Source organism: Caballeronia grimmiae, assembly GCF_022879615.1.
GTDB classification, from domain to species: domain Bacteria; phylum Pseudomonadota; class Gammaproteobacteria; order Burkholderiales; family Burkholderiaceae; genus Caballeronia; species Caballeronia grimmiae.
In genome coordinates, this window is sequence record NZ_CP084275.1 from 348,518 (window position 1) to 362,907 (window position 14,390).

Consider the following 14,390-nt stretch of genomic DNA (forward strand, 5'->3'; position numbering starts at 1 on the left):
TAATACAAACAGTATTATCGGGACGTGTTAGAACATTGACCGCTAGGATGAACCATGAATGATCTTCAGGCGTCGAAACGGCGCATTGCCGACGAAGACGAGATCGGCTTGGCACGTCAGAAACTGCTTGCCGTCATGGAAGAAAAATTCCAAGACCGTACGTTCTCCGGCTATATCACTTCGGAGCTCGCTGGCGACTTTGCGTTCGAGATCGCGCGTGTCGTGACCCGATTGGAACAGGCGGATCTGCCGACACTTTTGCTAGCGAGGCAACTTCGGGAGGAGCGCGACGCGTGGACCAGAGCGCTTGAAAATCCGTCGGCTGGTGCCTTCGTTGTCGGTTTCGGTAAGGAGCGGGTTGCTGGCATATCGGCCGTTCTTGAGGTCGTCGAGCGGGCAGCGGCGTCACCGCTGGATAGCATCCTCGCTCGGTATTCGTTTCTCTCGCGCAAGGAAGTCATCGCATTTAATCGTTTCTGCGATTGCGCTGAGGATGGCGAAGGGTATGACGTTCCGGTCACAGTGATGCAGCGGCTCTCGGAAGTTGGGCTGGTCAAAAAGGTCCGCGGGAGTGTCTACGAAGCGACAGGATTCGGCGGCGTGGTGCGCGACGCTTATACAGATAGCCTTGACGTGGTCCGCATGGCGGTGGCCGATTCGCGGTCTGCCGACACGCCATCGCAGTGTGCGGCATGATGAGTCTTTGTGCCAACTTTGGCGATTCACCTGCGCGACTTCGCCGCATGAAGCCTAGGCAGAAGAAGAAGTCGGACAGGAGCGCCCTATCACGCGAGGAGGCGATCATCGCTGCTGGATATGCGCGCTGTGATTTCAGCGCAAGCTGTCGGTCTGATTGTGATGTTTGCCGGAATGCAACGATAGGCGCTCGACTGTTCGTGGCTATCTCACGGGGCGAGGTTACAGAGACCGATCACTACGCATGCCCCAGTTGCGCCTTGGTCAAGGCCAGTGAGATCGAGATGGAGCGCGCCTGGTGGGAGACAGCTTTGCCGTGCCCTGCTTGTGGCGGCATCAACGCGGCGCCGATCGCTTTCGAGCTTCAAAGTCCAACCTGCGAGCACTGTGCGCCTTATGGGCTAGTGAGCCCAGAGGTCGCGGCGAAGCTGGCTGGCTTGTCGATGGGGACCGCTCATGGCTGAACTGATACTTACCGCGGAAGAACGAGCAGCCGCAACGTGGTTCGAATTGCCCGACGAAATCGTGGGGATGCTCACCAAGTACAGTGCGACGAAAATGTTGGAGGTGTGCTCCCAGCGAGACAAAGTCTGGCAGTTCTCAATGTATCTGATGATGATCCAGTACGCGGTCAGTTGCGGTATTGAGTCCGTGGAACATACGGTCGCGGATTTAACGCTCGGTGACGAGGCGCTCGGAAGTTGGCGGGTGAGGATTGAGCGCGTGCCCGGGGGCTGCGAATGACTGAAAGGAGAAATCCGACTGAAGCGGCCGTGCGACGTGGTGCGCAGGCCGCGCGTGATGGCCAGTCCGAATCTGATTGTCCATATCGCGACAAGCGCGTGCATTCGAGCCATCGTCTGTCGTGGTCGAGATCATGGATCAATGCGTGGCTGCGCGGGTTCCGTGAGGAGAAACAGAAGATGCAGCGAGATCCACCGGCTGACCGCGCCTCCGGGCCAGGCAATGAGTTTCACAATGGATGTTGAGCATTTCCGTGTATCAGGCCATCGCAAGCGGCCTTTACACAAGGAGATCGACATCATGACTCTGTCACAAGCCCAGCATCGCGCAATCAACTGCATGGACCGCACGACTGTCGTTGGCATTCTCGAAAACTACTGTTTTCAGTGCTACGAACATGAGACCACCTCTGAACTCCGCGACGCGCTGCGTAGCAATCTCGAAGACCGCACGATCGATACCTGCGTTCTCGATATTTGAGTAACCAGCCGAATTATTCGGCGATGCCCCTGTTCTGTTCACGGACAGGGGTTTTGCTTTTTTGGGCCGGGAGGAATGTAAGCGGCTGCCGACCCCATGATCGCTGGTGTCCATCCGATGAAGTGGCAAGTGACCTTGACCGCGTGAATAGCCGGAACAGCTTCCCCCTGTTCGGTGCTGTCACGACTGTTTCGCGGCAATTTAGCGTCGGTGTCGTTGCGAGCCATTTGACGGGCCGTGAGGTGATGGGCGGACCCGATGCGTAACACGGAAAAATAATACGGATAGATTTAAAAAGACGACAACGAGTGTAGAATCCAACCGAATTACAGCTACGTGTTAGAGACGCCGGGCGCAGGCTGGCCCGCACGCATGTTTGGAATCGGGGACAGAATGTTATATCTCGCCATCTTCAGCGGGCTCGTCAATCTAGCGGCCCAATCGGTGTTCATGCGCGTGGTCAGCGCGGCGAACGGCGATTACTACCTTACGTACTTTCTGACAACATTGTCGTTCATCGTCTTTTCGTCGGTGGGCAACCTACTTGGATATCGCCTGCGAAAGTGGCTACCTGCCATCGAGCTCGGGGCGGGAGCTTATGCCCTGGCTATCTTCGGGCTGATTCGAGGCGGCATGCTTGCTTCATTCGGGTTGCCAACCGTGGTGGTCGTACTGGTCCTCATGCCGCCCGCGTTTGCTCTTGGGACCCACATCCCGCTTTATGCGCATTTCGTTCGCCAGCGCATTGGTCTCACGTACGGGCTATATCACCTGGGGGCGGCTCTTGGGGTGCTTGCGATCGAATGGTTCGTGCTTCCGTACGTACCATTGTCGGCCGCGTTGGGCATCTTGGGGGTATCGCAAGTTGGGCTTGGGCTGGTCGTTGGGAGCGTCTTCTACGTGCAGAAGTTCGCGCAGGGAATTGAGACCATGGTACCCGCGGTAGCTTGGCACACCTGGGCGAGACGCAACCAGCACGCCCTGATAGCCGTTTTCCTCGCGAGTCTGGCGAGTTACCTGGCGATTGGCTGGGGACTCAAGAACCTGGAGAATCTGCTCCTTCCGACGCGAATGCACAACGGCGTCTACAACGGCGTCGTGCTGTTGATGCTGGCAGCGGGTGGCTTGGGGTCGCTCCTGATGTCCCGAATGCCGCTCGCCGTCCTCGCGCCAGTCGCAGGGATCGGAGGCCTCGCCGGAATGGCTTTCTACAGCGCGTTGCCGGACCTGTTGCGGAACGCCACCTTTCTCGCGATCGAAGTCAGCGTTTTCACGCTGGCATTGCTCTTCTCGATTCCAGTTCTTCTTTCTGCGGTGGTTTTCAACCGGGTCGCAGATGGAATGTCCGGTGAGCGTGATATGAATACCGGTCGGCTCATGTTTGTGGCAGCGGTCGGAAATCTCGCCGGCGGGTTCGCCGTGATCCTTGCAGGTCCCGTCATCCTGACAGTGTGGCCTGCGCTTGTGGCAGGCTCGCTGCTGGCCTTCGTCCTCATCGCGTGGAGCGGCTTCAGGGATAGCGCCGTCGTCGCACTGGGAAGCTTCGTCCTTGCTGCGATTTCTCTCGGCGGAATGACGAAACTCACCTTTGATCCCGTCCAGACAGTATTCAGCCTTCGGTCGCCGCAGCTCCGTTTCGAAGGTAGCGAGTTCACCAGCAATCTTGGTAGCACCGCGGGATACGTGTACGGACGCCAGATAGGTGGTCCCGCGGATTCCTTGTCGGACCTGATGGTCTACTTCGTCGACGGCCACGATTCTCATAACATTCTGTCTGATATGGAGACAGCAGTCGGCCTGCTCCCCTCGCAATTTATCTCGAGACCGTTCAAGAAGAGCATGGTGATCGGTGTCGGATCGGGCCAGACTTCGTATGGCGTGAGTACGATTTCGGAGCGCACCGATATTGTCGAGATATCCCCGGCTGTGATCGAAGCCCTGCCGATGTTCAGCGCCTACAACCACGAGGTGTGGAAGCATGCCGGCACAGAGATCCACAAAGACGATGGCCTGAACTTCGCGCGGCACTGCTCAGCAGGGACCTACGATTACATCTTCAATACTTCGACGTATCCGATGATGTTCAACGCGTACAAGCTATATACGAACGAGTTCGTTGCTGCCGCGAAGCGCTGCCTGCGGCCCGATGGGATACTCCAGGTCTATTTCGACGACAACGCTGGAAATACTGTTGAGCAGGTGAGAGCGATACTCGCCCCGCTGGCGAAGCACTTCAAATACATCGGCATCACGCCCAATCCGTATCCAAACGTGTTCGCGTCTGATCATCCGCTGGTGCAGAAGAACGTCATCGATTTGACCGCGATCGTCCGCAGCGACAGAGACCGGCAGATCCTTCGAAAGATGCCAGAGGTACTCCAGGCAATAGGGTGCAGCGGATGGTACGCGCCGGAGCCGTTGATGCCAACGCGATCGACGCCGCTGTCGACGCTTGATGAACCCTTTATCGAGCGAACGTCGATGTTCCAGAGGCTAAACATCCTGACGCATCAAAGCCATCCGCAGCAGTCGGAAGTCTACAGGCTCATGCAGTCTCACAATCCGCGCTATACGTCAGCAGCATGCCAAGGTCCACAAGATCAAACGCACGCCGGAGGAGGGTTGGAAGCTGCGCTACACGTGCGCGTTCATACTCCAAACGATGTCTACGAGGCTGCGGCCGAGGAGCCTGCGCAACGCGTCAACCTGATTCAGGATGTCCGGGTCACGGCTGAAGGGGTGAAGGTAGTCGATGAGCAGCCACGGGCCCTGTCCGCTGCCGCCCAGACGGTCGATCAGTTGTCGCGCCACGACTCGAGTTCGATTGAGGTCCACTCGGGCTCGAGTGATCAGGCCGGATCGAGCGTGCGGTAGGCCCGAAAGACCGGCACTTGCACACCTGTGTCCAGCATTACCGTAATGCATGATCAACTTTCCAACGGAGATGCGGATGAGCAAGCTAACGGTAAATTCTGACCTGACCTATACGAAAGATGATGTGGAGCGTATCCCCCGGTTCGGCGATGTGACGGACGGCGGCGTGGTGTTTGACTACTGTCTGGTGACCGCAAACGGTGCGCGATTTACGCTGATTCGCGAACCCCAACATAGCGACGGCGATATCGAAGAGGCTGCACGACACTTGCGGTATCACCGCGATGCCGTTGGCAAGATCCACATTGCTCGCCAGGAATAGGCGGCAACCAGGCCCCCCATGAGAGCCCATGATTATCGTAATCGTAACGAGCGAACGAGACCCCAAGACGGGGCGCCTGCGTCGGGTGGTATCGCACGGCGTAGATTCGCAGACGGATCGGCTGGTTGTCCTGCCATGCGACCCGCCCGAAGCAATCGGCGCGGTGTGGAACGCCGACATCGGTGAATACGTCATTCTCTGAACGAAGTCCGGCCCTCCGCTTTTCGAGAGGGCCTTTTTCTTTTGCAGCAATGCGGACTGCAATGAGAACGAACGCTTGCATTTGCCAAAGTGGAGCGAGATCGTAGCTGTCGATGTGGAGCATCACGATGAGCCAGTTCAATCTCAAAAGGAGAAAACAGATGTCGCTCATCCTGGAACAGCATCTTCCGATCGCAGCTCGGTGTGCACTTGAGACATTCGCAGCATCAGGCGAACGATCCAAAGGGCGCCTATTTGAGCTACTCGATCATTACTTTCGCGCAACGGGACTCAGTGGCGACGAAAACCGCAAGGTTTACGAGGACTCGGTTGTGCAGATTGCGGTGAAGCGATTCTCGCTCGGCGCAAGCGAAGGCTTTTGATTGGGTCATCAACAACATCAAAGGAGGTCGACAAGTGCAGAAAGTGATCACAGCGGAGTTCTCGAAGGCAAGCATCTCTGCGCCTGTGCGAACACATTGCCGTTTGGATGGTGGTCAGGCATTTACCCGTGAGGTACGGGTGGTATTGATCCGTGCTGTCGCAAGCGCGGGCGTCACCGGGTGGTATGGGATCGTCGCTGATAGCAAAGACCGAGTGGGCGCTTCCGTGACAAACGCAGCGGCAGATTTCATCCTTGCAGGTTGCCGCCTGCTGGCCGTGCCGCTGCTTCCGAACGAGGTTGCCTGGTTTCAGCGAGATTCGATAGGTCGGATTGACCGGATGGTTTATGGTTCGCGCGGCGTTGAGTTCTCGCAGTTAGATCGGGACGAGGTTCATCCCAGCACAGTCGAGGCGCTCATCTTGACGTTGCGGGAAGCCGGAATCGATACGGAAGAGGAAGACGTACGTAATGCGCTGAACTGGGCGCTTCTCTAATCAAAGTAGTCAGCAATGCCCGCTTACGTCGACGACGACGCAAGCGGGCTTTTTTTGTGCCCATGAAGTATGCGCGGATGTTGCCCATATCGGGGAGCGAGGTCGAAACCTGAATCCCTCAGGCCTTCGTTTTCCCATCCAATTCTCTCTGGAGCAACTCATGCAATCGAATCAATCCCTGCGCCTCATGATCGCAATCGCGGTATCGGTCGTGCTTTCTGCTTGTGGTGGTGGCGGCGGTGGTGACAAGAAGCCGGAGGGCGGCCCTATCATCAGCACCCCGGCTGCCTCCGACACGCCTGCTGCCAGCGCACCAGCAGCTACGCCGCCGGCGGCTTCCGATCCTGCGGGCACGCCCCCCGGCAACACTCCCGGGCTGAAGGTGACCGGTAGTGCGTCGCTGGTAGGGGCGCAGAACGTCGCCGTGGTGTTCGCAGGCAACGCGCTGAAGAGCAGTGGGCTCGGCGGAAACTTCCTGTCCACTTTGTCGGCATTGTACTCAAATCAAGGCGTGACGCCGGAGGGTGCCTTTACGGCTCTCGCGGCTAACAACGGCGCGATGACTGTGAAGCTCTCCGACATCGGTCAGATCGATGATGTTGCGGGTAACGGGCAATACGCGATCGGTCGCTGGTCCGCTGGTCAGTTCACCGTGACCACACCGAGTACGAACAACACGCAGACGATCGGCGCTAATCAAGGCTTCCCGTATGCAGTGGGCATTCCGCTCGACCTGTACTCGGGTCCGAGCTCTGGCGTGCTGTCGTGTTCTTACGACGCGTCAACGAAGCCGACAGCCTTCAACGGTTCCGTCGTTCCGGGTGTTGTGAATTCCGCGTTGAGCTCGGCCACGATCAACCTGAGCAACAAGTTGATCAGTCTGAACCTCAACCTGGACATCGGCGGGGATCACGGCGTTACCGTCACGAAAAACTCGATGATTCCGGACATGATCACATCTGCCAGCGGTTCGACGGTTGTGGCAAACACTGTTGGCGCGGATGTCACGAAGCCCTATCTGGTGGTCTCGTACGGCACATCGACGCCGAGCAGTGGCGACGTGGGCGGTATCGTTGTGTTCCATTGCCAGTAACGTAGTCAGCCAGCCGCCTCCGGGATTCCCGTGGGCGGCTTTTTCTTTGCCACCGTCGAAGGTGCTGCTCGCTGTAGAGACTTTCGCTGGTCTGCTTATGACCTGAACGGAAAAAAGCCCTCCGAACGCTCAGACGCGCACGGAGGGCTGTGGTTACATTCGCAACAGACGGACCGAATACGCGCCAGCGATCTTTCGTTCCATGTCTGCGACGAGCATCGCGATCGTCTTTTCAATCTCGGCCGAAGGCATGTCGATCGGAAGAATCGCATGGGTGGCCGCTAGAACGTTTTCCCCCGCACTAGTGAAGTCGCCGCTTCTGATCCACCAACGATTGCATTCCTGGTCGAAGCTCAACCAGATGCTGGCTTTTTTCGGCGCGACGACGGTTGCGAAGGTCTTGCTGAAGGCATCCACAATTCGATCTTTGTGCCAACCAAATCGCGCGAGGCATTCAACGATGACATCTTTCATGATTTGCTCCTGGTGTTGGTGATTGCCATGCGCATGGTTATGCCCCACACGCGCATGGAACAAAGCCACGTCTTCATCTGGAGGAAAGAAGAAGAGTATGTTGGCCACCATTGAGGTTCTGGGCACGGATAGAATGGCTGGCGATACGACTTCAGGTGTTCATATGGCAGAGATCCTTGGTATCGACGCGAGCCGGCGGCCGATAATGTTCACTCGATACGAGACTGAAAATCTCGATCTGTTGCAGGGTGCAGTCGACGGCGACATTTCCGTGCGAAAGCTTGGTGACGGGCGTTTCCTCGTTCTGAATGAAGATGGCGAGCTTCGCCAGTTACCGTTGAACGCGCTTGCAACTGCATTGCTCGGCGAGTCCGTCTTCGGGACCGTTGTGCTCCTGACGGGAGAAGAGGCGGACAAGTATCTTTGATACACATGGCCCGGGGCCATGTGCCTGGGGCGCCCGGCCTCCGCTTTGATCAGATTAGGGACGGAGCACGCCTGTCAACCTGAACGGCCAGGTGGCGAACGCGCTGTAAGACAAAAGAGAACGGCAAGAAAGCCATATTGAACGCTGATGAGCATTTCCTCCTGCACTGTCAATGAACCAGAGGGAGCCGCCGCCCTGCGGCATCCTCGCTTCACAGGAGAAAAAACGATGCTCGATCGGCTCATCCGCCGAATTCGCCTCATCCTACAAAACGCGCCCGTTTCGTTGCGCCCGATTTGGGACGTAACTCGGCAGGCTTTTTTGCATCCGACGATCAAGCAGCTCGAGTACTACGGCCGGATAGCCCAAACTCTTTCATCGGCATCCTTTATCGGTTTCGTAACAGTAATAGTTACCGATAAACGGTCCGCGTGGACGTTCGTGGAGGCACTCATGCTGCTGGTAGTCGCTGTGCTACTATTGGTTTTAGGTGCAATCTTGAGCAAGGGAGAGTGAAATGGCTCTGACTCTGACTATTGGATTCCTCGGCATCCTGCTCGTCGGCGGGGGAGTCTGGATCGTCTCCAACCATCTTGCGGACGAAAAAGCGAAGCACGCGGACAAGCGTCACGCATAAGTTCGGAACTTCGTCGTACAGGCCCAAGGGATCATGTTCCTTGGGCTTTTTTCTTTTCGGTGCGGTACCCCGGGGTATTTTCGCTTGCAGTGAATTCACCTGCTGAGTTGTAATAGCTCCAACAAGGCGTACGCCTGTTTCAGAATCTCCTCCTGAGTTGGGATGCGACCGGAAGGTCGAACTTGCAGCCGAAGGCCCGCCCGAATGTGCGGGCCTTTTGCTTTCCGGAGCCAAACAAGGGATTGCGATACTTATCGGATACAGATACGTGTAAAGTATCGAAAAGGAAATAAGGGAGCGCTCGCATGAATCTTTCCAATCTTGCTGCTTCAGTTGCGGCCAAGTATCCAGGGATGTCGATCGAGGATATCCGTCCCACCGCAACGCGTGGCCTATGGGTAGTCGAAACGCCGTGCGGGGGAGCAGAGCACGGGTGCAAAAACACGGTTCACAACCTCTGTCCCGAGAACACGTCGTGCCTGCGTCAAGTCACGTTCCTTGACGATGTGCACGATGATGCGCCGGCCGCGCGTCGCTTTGCGTCTTGGCGCGAACATCGGCGATTGCTGGACATGAATCCGCCGCGGATTTTCCGCGCCAAGCTGAAGTCAAGAAGGGAAATGGAACGAGCCATTCCGCGCAACGCGTTGGGCTGGTGGCACGACGTGTGCCCCGGCAAGACGCTCTATCTGCGCGACGCGACGGAGCGAGATCTGGCTCGATGTATCCGGAACCCCGGAACCTCAATTGAGCCTACTGACTACTGGTGTGAGCTGCCAGAAGATGGATCTCTGGTGAACAAGCTGGCAATCAAGAGTCTCGTCGAGGTTTCCCTTGAAACAGTCCTTTGAGATAACTCGAGGCTTGTGCCTGAACCGAGTCCTCGCTCGCATTGCCTACGCGCACGATCAGGCCTTGTACGCGCTGGCCTGCGACGCAGAGGCGAGCATCCATTACGGCCTGAATGAGCATGCGTCAATGATCTGGCAGATCCGTTTGTACGTGTGTGGGGCCTTAAAGGGGCTCATGACAAGGACGATTCCTGACCACATTTTCAACGCGCGAGTTCGCCGTCTGTCGGCAGCGTGCTCGACGAAACCCACCTTGCACGATGGAGATATTCATGAAGAAAATTGCGGTAGTCCTGTCGGTGTTCTGTGTTCTCGCAATGTCGGCGAACAGTGCGAACGCGGCGGGTTGCTTTAAAGGCGCGATGGCTGGAGCGCTCGTCGGGCATTGGGCGGGTCATCACGCTGTCGCCGGTGCGATCGCCGGGTGCGCTGTTGGCCATCACCTTGCGAAGTCTCAAGAACGGGAGCGGGCGTCACGTCAACGGCACACCCGCTGGGAACAGGCGAATTGATGGGTTTCTGAGATAGGAAAAGCTGCGTTTGTTTCCATTGTCCTCTTTGCGTAGTATTATGCGTACGTGTTAGGAATCATTGTCGGACATTACTGCAATGACACTTCTGAACAGGGTTGCTGTCCCGAACTGGGTCGAGGAGGGTGCCTTTTTCTCCGACGCCGAGCATCGAATCTGGTTGCGCCGCAAACTGGGCATGTTTGGAGTGCCTGTGGCCTTCATTCTGCATAATCCGAGTACGGCATCGTTCGTTGAGAACGATCCCACGGTGCGGCGGGGTATCGGATTTGCGGCTAGCCTTGGTGCGAGTGACCTGATTTTCGTGAACGCCGCGACTGGCGTGGCGACGAACGCGGACCAGCTCGCTGATATGGACGATCCGATTGGGCCAATGGCCGATGAAGCGCTGCGGGTGGCTGCCGAGTTTTGCCTCTCACGTGGCGGCATGTTGATCGCAGCCTGGGGCGCACCGAAAGGCAAAGTTCGAACCAGGCGGCTGATGGACGCCCGGTTTCAGGAGATAGCAAGGATGGGACTCCCGCTGCACGTCCTGCGGCTCACTTCAAGCGGGTATCCGGAGCACCCGTTGTACCTTCCGGCTTCGCTTCGACCGGTCCCGTGGACATACCATCCAGCATAAATGAACGAGAATCTATGAAAATCGCCAGTAGACTCAAAGATCAGAGCACGTATCCCGAGACGTTTGTTGTACTCGACACCACCACGCCAATCGGCAAGTTCTCGGTCAGCCTCGGTGTCGGCGGGATCGAGGGCAAAAATCTGTTCCTCACCGAGGTTGGTCAGTGTGCATATGGTCGTCTCACCGAGACGAGTGCATCAAAGCTCGCCAAGATTCGCCTCGTGGAGGTTGTCACAGGCTTCAAGGCGAAGAAGCTTGTACCTGACACGTTCATGCGCGCAACGGACGGAGATTCAATCTTCTTCGTGTGCAAAGATAGCGCCATCTACGACAGCGTCTATTCGTTGCTTGCAGTGGCTACCGACATCGCTGTTCCGGCGTGAAGGTGCGCGTATGCTATCCAACCACATCAAGCGATACGTCAGAACGTGTCACACGTTCAACGGTGGCGACGCGGTCGACCGCTCCGTCGTTCTGGAGGATATCCTTCCCCGGCTCCTCCAGGTCCGCGCAGATCTGGTCCGGTCGGCCCGTGCTGAAGGCCGCAACACGAACCCGGAAATTGGCACCCGCAAGCGGACCCTCGAGACGCTCGCAACACTTCGGGCTGCGATTCGGACGGCAACGCGGACGCTTTCCGCACGATCGGGCGAGCTCGGTGCAGACGCTAACGAGAGACTGGTTCATCCTGTCCGGTAGCATTGAGGGAGCTGCAAAGCAACCGGATGAGAGAATGGAATCTTGCGCCAGTAAAAGTGAAGAACATGAGATGACAGAGAGGGATCTACCGGTCAACGCCCACGAGATCTGTGTCTCAGCGAGAGGCGACATAGTGTGGGTCAATTCCGCGGACGGTAGCTGTATCGGCCGGTTCAGCAAGCGGTTTGGAATTGACGTTCACCGGACCCTTACCGACCAGATGAACGGTGCTGACCAGTGTCTGTACTGCACGCACGGCGCCGCTGGAGCGGATGCATGGGAGCAGTTCCGCTCGGCGATGAAATGTCATCACGGAATCGATGTCCCTACGGATACGCTTTCGTTCCCGTAAATCCTCACCTTACCCCTCAAGCACGTTCGCGTTGCGCTGCGCCTGACACGCAGAAGAACTGGCTGCGGAAGCTTAATCCGGCTTGGAGCACCGCAATGCGACTCTCGATCAGATGCCCCCGTGCTGACTCAACCGCGCACCATAACTTGTCGGTTTCCCGGAATCTCGCTCCTGTAAATTCTCACCAATCGCATGTCTTCGCGAGTGCTTACGCGGCCACTTTCATAACACGTAGACGTACGTCAATAGTATGGAAAAGTTTGCCGACTAGTTTTATACTGCGTCCGTAAATTCAATCCGATCATTTTCTCGACAGGAGAAGAAGGTGGGCGAGGCTAACATACGCAGGATGGAAGTCGAGCGGGTTTTGACTCAGGTCTCAGGCCGTCAGATGAGTGCGCGCGAGGCAGCGAACAAGATAGTCGGTATTGTGATTCCGCTTCTCGACAGCATTCCCGCAGGCGATCCCCAGAAAGCAAGAGCGAGTGCATGGATCGAAAGAGTGCTGGCGGCTGAGCCGACGATCTCTGTCTCCGCGCTCAGCGAGCGATGCATCGGACTCGGAGACCTGTCGGGGCCCATCAACGGTGAGATTGGCAACTTTGCCGGGCGATTGCGATTGCTCGCAACCCTCGATCCACGTTTGGATGCTATTGAAGTATAGCTACGTGTTATGTATTATTGGTGCTGTCACCCTTGACTGAGGATTTCGATGTCACCGCTCATCATCGCGCGTATCGCGCTCGTCATCTTTGCTTTCATTTTTCTTATCGGGATCAAGCGTCGTCGCCGCCTTTTCACGGTGAAAACAGCAGACCCGACCCGTCTGGCCCCCTTGGTCCACACCTTCCTGGGGGAAGAGCTGCGGGAGAATCGGCTCCAGCTCGTGCTTTCTGGTTTTTTTGGCGCGTTAGCGCTCACTTACATCGTCTATACGCTCTACGTGCCGGCGGCGGTTTCGTAAGACGAATGTTTCCTTCAGGTGTGTCTCCTTGGTGCCCCGCAAGCATGCGGGGCATTTTTTTTAATGTCGTTGGAGGGTTTTTGGATGTGCGGCGGGCGCGGATGTTGGAAGTGCGCTGATGCGGATGGCGCGGGGATTCTAAAACTCTTGTGTGCATTGTTGCTAGGAGCCGCGTTCTACTGCGGGCTAGGTTGGTATCGAACGTTCAGTGCACTCGAGTCGACGTTACCAACGAACGAGGCCGGGACCTGCGGTCAACGACAACAACCGCACGGAAAGCCAGATCAAAGGTCGCCGCTTCGCGGAGCACGACTGGCAACATGATTAAGTTTGATCGATACAACCAGTATCGAAACGAAACTTTCTGAATAATCCACTTGATGGCAAAACTGAACGTATGTAGTATTGCGAAATGCCGCGTATGTGTACGTGTTACGAATCGAAAACGAGGAGAAATCTTTGAAGCCGCTTTTTGACGATGAAAAGCAGAGTGCTCCCCAGATGCCGGTTGTCCAGCCGGTGCCGTCGCCGGCCGGGGTGGGCCTCGTAGCGGCTCGTGCAGGCAACGTCGGCGTTCCGCGCAGGTTGATGAGTGACGACGAGATCGACGCTATCGGAACGGAGCATGGTGCCGCAGCGGCGTCCATGTCGCGAACGTACCTCTCAACCGTTCGTGCGGCCGACGGCGGCGCGTTTGGCGAGAAGCTGAACGAACTGATCGCAATCGCGAAAGGCCTTGACCCGAAGGCGATGCATAAGGGATCGCTGCTTGGCCGTGTCGGCAGTCTGTTGAAGTCGACGAAAGAGCGCCTGCTTGCTCAGTATGACGACGTGAACCAGCGTATCGACACACTCGTCGCGCAACTCGAAGTGACAGCGAAAAAGCAGAAGGACGGCATTAGCACACTGGAGCAGATGTACAACTCCAACTATGCCACCTATCAGGGCCTGGAAGAGGGTAAGCGACGGTGCGAGAGCGCACTGGCCGACTATCGCGCGGCGCTTGAGGCGGAAGGACAAGCTAAAGACGCGTTCGCGGCCCAGCGGTTGATGGATATGCAGCGTCGCATCGATGCGCTGAAGGTGAAAGTCGATGACCTCGACCGCGCAATGCTCTTGACCAAGCAACTCGCACCGCAAATCCGTACCGAACAGGATCGAAAGCGGACGCTGGGGAGCAAGTTCGCCACCGTGAAGACAATCCTGATTCCCGCGTGGACGAATGCCTTCTCGCTGTACCTCGAACAGTTGGATACGAAGGTGGCGACTGACCTCGTCAATGCGACCTATGACGCAACCGATGCAGCGCTTCGAGCGCAAGCGGATCTCGGCAGGCAGAACGCGCAGGAGGTCGCAAGGCTCAGTCAGCGGCCTGTTGTTGCGACTGAGACATTTGAATACGCCCAGCAGCAGCTATTTGGGGCGCTCGACGACATCAACCAGATCGTCGAAGAAGGGGAGCGCCAGCGCGAGCAGGACGCGTCCCGCCTGCGTCAGCTTGAGCAGGATCTGGTTTCCCGCTTTTCTCCGAAAAACAGATAAGGA

20 protein-coding genes are annotated in these 14,390 nt (G+C 57.0%); 19 read left to right on the forward strand and 1 reads right to left on the reverse strand.

Annotated elements, in window-relative coordinates:
• Window positions 1-54 precede the first annotated feature (54 nt).
• From LDZ21_RS28005 to LDZ21_RS28045, 10 genes are all read left to right on the forward strand, one after another.
• Complete coding sequence (locus LDZ21_RS28005) at window positions 55-696, forward strand: hypothetical protein (protein WP_244797463.1); 642 nt, start codon at window positions 55-57, stop codon at window positions 694-696.
• Between the two features lie 456 nt (window positions 697-1,152).
• Window positions 1,153-1,440: a hypothetical protein gene (locus LDZ21_RS28010; RefSeq protein ID WP_244797464.1), complete on the forward strand. Its 288-nt coding sequence runs from the start codon at window positions 1,153-1,155 to the stop codon at window positions 1,438-1,440.
• The gene (locus LDZ21_RS31360; RefSeq protein ID WP_309957947.1) at window positions 1,437-1,685 is read left to right on the forward strand and encodes an Rmf/CrpP family protein; all 249 of its coding nucleotides are present in this window, start codon (window positions 1,437-1,439) and stop codon (window positions 1,683-1,685) included. Before LDZ21_RS28010 ends, LDZ21_RS31360 begins: the two co-directional genes overlap by 4 nt.
• Window positions 1,686-1,740: 55 nt before the next feature.
• Window positions 1,741-1,920, forward strand: a complete 180-nt coding sequence (locus LDZ21_RS28015; protein ID WP_244797465.1) for a hypothetical protein — start codon at window positions 1,741-1,743, stop codon at window positions 1,918-1,920.
• A gap of 393 nt (window positions 1,921-2,313) precedes the next feature.
• Window positions 2,314-4,794 (forward strand): spermine/spermidine synthase domain-containing protein, encoded by a 2,481-nt coding sequence (locus tag LDZ21_RS28020; RefSeq protein WP_244797466.1) that lies wholly within the window; start codon window positions 2,314-2,316, stop codon window positions 4,792-4,794.
• Window positions 4,795-4,870: 76 nt separating this feature from the next.
• Window positions 4,871-5,116 (forward strand): hypothetical protein, encoded by a 246-nt coding sequence (locus LDZ21_RS28025; RefSeq protein ID WP_244797467.1) that lies wholly within the window; start codon window positions 4,871-4,873, stop codon window positions 5,114-5,116.
• 28 nt (window positions 5,117-5,144) lie between these two features.
• Entirely contained in the window at window positions 5,145-5,318 is a 174-nt protein-coding gene (locus LDZ21_RS28030; RefSeq protein ID WP_244797468.1) for a hypothetical protein, read from the forward strand.
• Between the two features lie 127 nt (window positions 5,319-5,445).
• Window positions 5,446-5,700 carry a hypothetical protein gene (locus LDZ21_RS28035; RefSeq protein ID WP_011876319.1) on the forward strand — a complete coding sequence of 85 codons (255 nt, stop codon included), beginning with the start codon at window positions 5,446-5,448 and terminating at the stop codon, window positions 5,698-5,700.
• 34 nt (window positions 5,701-5,734) lie between these two features.
• Window positions 5,735-6,196, forward strand: coding sequence for a hypothetical protein (locus tag LDZ21_RS28040; RefSeq protein ID WP_244797469.1), 462 nt, complete (start codon window positions 5,735-5,737; stop codon window positions 6,194-6,196).
• 160 nt (window positions 6,197-6,356) lie between these two features.
• Entirely contained in the window at window positions 6,357-7,289 is a 933-nt protein-coding gene (locus LDZ21_RS28045; protein WP_244797470.1) for a hypothetical protein, read from the forward strand.
• Window positions 7,290-7,442: 153 nt separating this feature from the next.
• Here LDZ21_RS28045 and LDZ21_RS28050 read toward each other — a convergent pair whose 3' ends face one another.
• A complete protein-coding gene (locus tag LDZ21_RS28050) occupies window positions 7,443-7,763 on the reverse strand; it encodes a hypothetical protein (RefSeq protein WP_011876322.1) in 321 nt (106 codons plus the stop codon).
• Window positions 7,764-7,860: 97 nt separating this feature from the next.
• Between LDZ21_RS28050 and LDZ21_RS28055 the strand changes: the two genes are divergently transcribed.
• From LDZ21_RS28055 to LDZ21_RS28095, 9 genes are all read left to right on the forward strand, one after another.
• On the forward strand, window positions 7,861-8,190 hold the full coding sequence (locus LDZ21_RS28055; RefSeq protein ID WP_244797471.1) for a DUF3846 domain-containing protein: 330 nt from the start codon (window positions 7,861-7,863) through the stop codon (window positions 8,188-8,190).
• 147 nt (window positions 8,191-8,337) lie between these two features.
• Window positions 8,338-8,706 carry a hypothetical protein gene (locus tag LDZ21_RS28060; protein WP_011876324.1) on the forward strand — a complete coding sequence of 123 codons (369 nt, stop codon included), beginning with the start codon at window positions 8,338-8,340 and terminating at the stop codon, window positions 8,704-8,706.
• A gap of 426 nt (window positions 8,707-9,132) precedes the next feature.
• A complete protein-coding gene (locus LDZ21_RS28065; protein WP_244797472.1) occupies window positions 9,133-9,678 on the forward strand; it encodes a hypothetical protein in 546 nt (181 codons plus the stop codon).
• A gap of 260 nt (window positions 9,679-9,938) precedes the next feature.
• Window positions 9,939-10,190, forward strand: a complete 252-nt coding sequence (locus LDZ21_RS28070) for a hypothetical protein (protein ID WP_011876326.1) — start codon at window positions 9,939-9,941, stop codon at window positions 10,188-10,190.
• Window positions 10,191-10,287: 97 nt separating this feature from the next.
• On the forward strand, window positions 10,288-10,830 hold the full coding sequence (locus LDZ21_RS28075; protein ID WP_244797474.1) for a DUF1643 domain-containing protein: 543 nt from the start codon (window positions 10,288-10,290) through the stop codon (window positions 10,828-10,830).
• A gap of 14 nt (window positions 10,831-10,844) precedes the next feature.
• Complete coding sequence (locus tag LDZ21_RS28080; protein ID WP_244797475.1) at window positions 10,845-11,213, forward strand: hypothetical protein; 369 nt, start codon at window positions 10,845-10,847, stop codon at window positions 11,211-11,213.
• Between the two features lie 993 nt (window positions 11,214-12,206).
• A complete protein-coding gene (locus tag LDZ21_RS28085; RefSeq protein WP_011876330.1) occupies window positions 12,207-12,545 on the forward strand; it encodes a hypothetical protein in 339 nt (112 codons plus the stop codon).
• A gap of 48 nt (window positions 12,546-12,593) precedes the next feature.
• On the forward strand, window positions 12,594-12,845 hold the full coding sequence (locus LDZ21_RS28090; protein ID WP_011876331.1) for a hypothetical protein: 252 nt from the start codon (window positions 12,594-12,596) through the stop codon (window positions 12,843-12,845).
• 501 nt (window positions 12,846-13,346) lie between these two features.
• Window positions 13,347-14,387, forward strand: a complete 1,041-nt coding sequence (locus LDZ21_RS28095; protein ID WP_244797704.1) for a toxic anion resistance protein — start codon at window positions 13,347-13,349, stop codon at window positions 14,385-14,387.
• Window positions 14,388-14,390: the final 3 nt, after the last annotated feature.

What these genes read in the sequence shown, in the direction of transcription:
- LDZ21_RS28095 (WP_244797704.1), top strand. Translation starts at nt 13,347, where the DNA reads ATGCCGGTTGTCCAGCCGGTGCCGTCGCCGGCCGGGGTGGGCCTCGTA.
- LDZ21_RS28060 (WP_011876324.1), top strand. Translation starts at nt 8,338, where the DNA reads ATGAGCATTTCCTCCTGCACTGTCAATGAACCAGAGGGAGCCGCCGCC.
- LDZ21_RS28080 (WP_244797475.1), top strand. Translation starts at nt 10,845, where the DNA reads ATGAAAATCGCCAGTAGACTCAAAGATCAGAGCACGTATCCCGAGACG.
- LDZ21_RS31360 (WP_309957947.1), top strand. Translation starts at nt 1,437, where the DNA reads ATGACTGAAAGGAGAAATCCGACTGAAGCGGCCGTGCGACGTGGTGCG.
- LDZ21_RS28015 (WP_244797465.1), top strand. Translation starts at nt 1,741, where the DNA reads ATGACTCTGTCACAAGCCCAGCATCGCGCAATCAACTGCATGGACCGC.
- LDZ21_RS28005 (WP_244797463.1), top strand. Translation starts at nt 55, where the DNA reads ATGAATGATCTTCAGGCGTCGAAACGGCGCATTGCCGACGAAGACGAG.
- LDZ21_RS28045 (WP_244797470.1), top strand. Translation starts at nt 6,357, where the DNA reads ATGCAATCGAATCAATCCCTGCGCCTCATGATCGCAATCGCGGTATCG.
- LDZ21_RS28055 (WP_244797471.1), top strand. Translation starts at nt 7,861, where the DNA reads ATGTTGGCCACCATTGAGGTTCTGGGCACGGATAGAATGGCTGGCGAT.
- LDZ21_RS28020 (WP_244797466.1), top strand. Translation starts at nt 2,314, where the DNA reads ATGTTATATCTCGCCATCTTCAGCGGGCTCGTCAATCTAGCGGCCCAA.
- LDZ21_RS28030 (WP_244797468.1), top strand. Translation starts at nt 5,145, where the DNA reads ATGATTATCGTAATCGTAACGAGCGAACGAGACCCCAAGACGGGGCGC.
- LDZ21_RS28090 (WP_011876331.1), top strand. Translation starts at nt 12,594, where the DNA reads ATGTCACCGCTCATCATCGCGCGTATCGCGCTCGTCATCTTTGCTTTC.
- LDZ21_RS28035 (WP_011876319.1), top strand. Translation starts at nt 5,446, where the DNA reads ATGAGCCAGTTCAATCTCAAAAGGAGAAAACAGATGTCGCTCATCCTG.
- LDZ21_RS28065 (WP_244797472.1), top strand. Translation starts at nt 9,133, where the DNA reads ATGAATCTTTCCAATCTTGCTGCTTCAGTTGCGGCCAAGTATCCAGGG.
- LDZ21_RS28010 (WP_244797464.1), top strand. Translation starts at nt 1,153, where the DNA reads ATGGCTGAACTGATACTTACCGCGGAAGAACGAGCAGCCGCAACGTGG.
- LDZ21_RS28050 (WP_011876322.1), bottom strand. Translation starts at nt 7,763, where the DNA reads ATGAAAGATGTCATCGTTGAATGCCTCGCGCGATTTGGTTGGCACAAA.
- LDZ21_RS28025 (WP_244797467.1), top strand. Translation starts at nt 4,871, where the DNA reads ATGAGCAAGCTAACGGTAAATTCTGACCTGACCTATACGAAAGATGAT.
- LDZ21_RS28075 (WP_244797474.1), top strand. Translation starts at nt 10,288, where the DNA reads ATGACACTTCTGAACAGGGTTGCTGTCCCGAACTGGGTCGAGGAGGGT.
- LDZ21_RS28070 (WP_011876326.1), top strand. Translation starts at nt 9,939, where the DNA reads ATGGAGATATTCATGAAGAAAATTGCGGTAGTCCTGTCGGTGTTCTGT.